At 69.9% G+C, this 2,628-nt stretch carries 4 protein-coding genes; all 4 read left to right on the top strand.

Going from position 1 to position 2,628, the window contains the following annotated elements; genetic code table 11:
- Positions 1-555, top strand: a 555-nt coding sequence (locus tag CF8_RS19760) for an FAD:protein FMN transferase (protein ID WP_198016897.1), incomplete at its 5' end; no start/stop codon positions are given.
- 276 nt (positions 556-831) lie between these two features.
- A complete protein-coding gene (locus tag CF8_RS19755) occupies positions 832-1,152 on the top strand; it encodes a PepSY domain-containing protein (protein ID WP_036491588.1) in 321 nt (106 codons plus the stop codon).
- A 446-nt stretch (positions 1,153-1,598) separates the two neighbouring features.
- Complete coding sequence (locus CF8_RS19750) at positions 1,599-2,255, top strand: DedA family protein (RefSeq protein ID WP_010834858.1); 657 nt, start codon at positions 1,599-1,601, stop codon at positions 2,253-2,255.
- The gene (locus tag CF8_RS19745; RefSeq protein ID WP_010834857.1) at positions 2,252-2,554 is read left to right on the top strand and encodes a glycerophosphodiester phosphodiesterase family protein; all 303 of its coding nucleotides are present in this window, start codon (positions 2,252-2,254) and stop codon (positions 2,552-2,554) included. Before CF8_RS19750 ends, CF8_RS19745 begins: the two co-directional genes overlap by 4 nt.
- Positions 2,555-2,628 lie beyond the last annotated feature (74 nt).

The raw sequence follows: 2,628 nt of genomic DNA, 5'->3' as shown, positions 1-2,628 counted from the left end.
AAAAAACCCGCCACAGCCAGCGGCGGCTACTTCACCGACCACCCCGAAGGACGGCTCGACCCCTCCGGCATGGTCAAGGGGTGGAGTGTCGAGGTGGCCAGCAACCTGCTGCTTCGTGTCGGTTCCGAGCACCACTGCATCACCGCCGGCGGTGATGTGCAGTGCGTTGGGGTCCCCGGACCCGGTGATGCCTGGCGGATCGGCATCGTCGACCCCTCCGACCGGCACCGGCTGCTCGCCGTGATCAGCCCATCGGCGCAACACGCTCGCCTGGCCGTGGCCACCTCGGGGACATCCGAACGCGGCCCGCACATCATCGACCCCGTCGCCGGCACGGCCGCCAGCGAGCTCGCCTGCATCACCGTCGTCGGGACCGACCTCACCCTCGTCGACTGGGCCGCCACCGCCGCCTTCGCCATGGGGCACGACTCCCGGCCATGGCTGGACGGGCTCGACGGCGTCGATGCCTACGCAGTCACCCCAGACGGCGAGTACTGGTGCACCGACGGGTTCGAGGCCCTGGCACAGATCCTGACCGACCCTCTCGGTCGCTGAGGGGCGCGGGTCGCCATCCGAGCCCGTGCTGGTGGAAACCCGGCGGCCCCGGATCACCACCCACCGCACCCATCGGTGCGCGACCTCGCCCCCGACTGCCCCGACTCCGGTCGTCCCCGTGAGCGCTGAGGTCGTGGATCGACGACATGGTCAGCGTGGCCCCGGGCTCCTCGACGAGTTGAGGCCAGGGACTTGCGAACCAGGGTGAGGGGAGTTCAGCGTGACTTCAGCCATCGGCTGACACTCTGGACGCACCATCGATCACCAGGAGCCGACATGAACCGGAAGACCAAGACAGCAATCGCGGCAGGAGTGCTCGTGGTCGCGACCGGCGCAACCACGGGGGTCGCCGTCGCCACGGGCGGCGACGACACCGAAGGCCCGATCACTGGTGACGCCCTGAAGCAGGCCAGCGACGCAGCCCTCGAGTTCACCGGCGGCGGCAAGGTCACCGACACCGAGGTCGGCGATGAGGAGAGCTACTACGAGGTCGAGGTCACCCTGGGCAACGGCGACCAGGTCGATGTCCAACTCGACAAGGCCTTCCAGGTCGTCGACTCGAAGAACGAAGGTTCCGAGGACCCGGCCGACGACTGACAAGACCCGGGCAGGACTGCGCCTCTGACGACCGAGCCGCAGCTTCGGTGCCCGCTCCCAGACTCGACACGGCGCCTTTGACCTGCCCTCACGACCCTGAGGCGGTCGTGGTGCCGTCGCCATCCAGCGCCGCGGCAGGCAGCCATCCAAGCGTTCAGTTTCGACCGCTGGCCGAGGGCTGGCCCACGGAGCGACCCCAGCCGGGAGCAACCCACCTCCGCTCCGATCCAACGAGCCCCCGGCTCCGGGTCGGTGCCCCCGCGATACCGGGTGGTGCCGCTGATGGGTCGCGATGTGCGCCGCGCTGCAAATGCGCCGAGGTGTGCGGCGACGTGTGCGGCGCGACGCACTCCGTGGTGTCCCGTGTGGTGCCCGCCCGGGTTGGACGCTCGGGCTGGATGCTTCAGTCAGGTGATCGGCAGGTGACCGCGCCTACCGTCCGAGTCATGATCGCCGCCCTGACACCCTTCCTGCTCGTCCTCGGTCCGGTCGCACTGCTGGTCGCGATGGGCATCGTGTTCGCCGAGACCGGGCTGTTGGTCGGGTTCTTCCTGCCGGGTGACTCGCTGCTGTTCACCCTCGGCGTCCTGGCCGCCGGGGGGCTACTGCACCTCCCGTTCTGGCTGGTCGCGGCGAGCCTGCTGCTGGCCGCGGTGGCCGGCGACCAGGTCGGATACCTCCTCGGGCGCCGGTTCGGTCCCCGGGTGTTCTCCCGCACCGAGTCGCGGTTCTTCTCCCGGTCCCATGCCGAACGAGCCCAGGCGTTCTTCGCCAAGCACGGGCCCAAGGCGGTGGTGCTGGCCCGGTTCGTACCCGTGGTCCGAACCTTCACCCCGGTGGTCGCCGGCGTCGCCCGCATGCCCCGGCGCCAGTTCACCGCCTACAACCTCCTCGGCGCCATCGCCTGGACCACCGGCTTGTTGACTGTGGGGTTCTACCTCGGCGGGGTCCCACTGATCGCGGCGCACGTGGAGCTGTTCGCGATCGGCATGGTCGCCCTGTCCCTGATTCCCGCGGCCATGGGGCTCGCCCGGAGCCGCAGGACCCGGGCCCAGCAGACGTCGCCGACGCTGGAGCACGCCAGCCCCAAGGTCGCGGCATGATGCCCCGGCGGACCGCCGTCGCGGTGTCGCTCGCCGGACTTTTCGCTGGACTGCTCGCCCTCCCGCTGTCGGCACTGCTTAACCCAGAGCCGACCACACGAACCGTCAAGACGGCGCCCAGCAACGCGGTCGTCACCGCGCGATCATCGCGGCCCGCGAACGTGATGGTCATCGCGCACCGCGGATTCTCCGACATCGCGCCCGAGAACACCGTGCCGGCCATGCGCGCGGCCGCCACCGCGGGCGCCGACCTTGTCGAGTTCGATATCCAACGCACCGCCGACGGGCACCCATCGTGATCCACGACCCCACGTTCGCCCGCACGACCGACGTCGCGACGGTCTGAACCGCCCCGGAGTTTCCGGAGACTGTT

This window comes from Nocardioides sp. CF8, assembly GCF_000389985.1.
GTDB lineage: Bacteria > Actinomycetota > Actinomycetes > Propionibacteriales > Nocardioidaceae > Nocardioides > Nocardioides allogilvus.
This window is presented reverse-complemented; position numbering and strand designations above follow the sequence as displayed.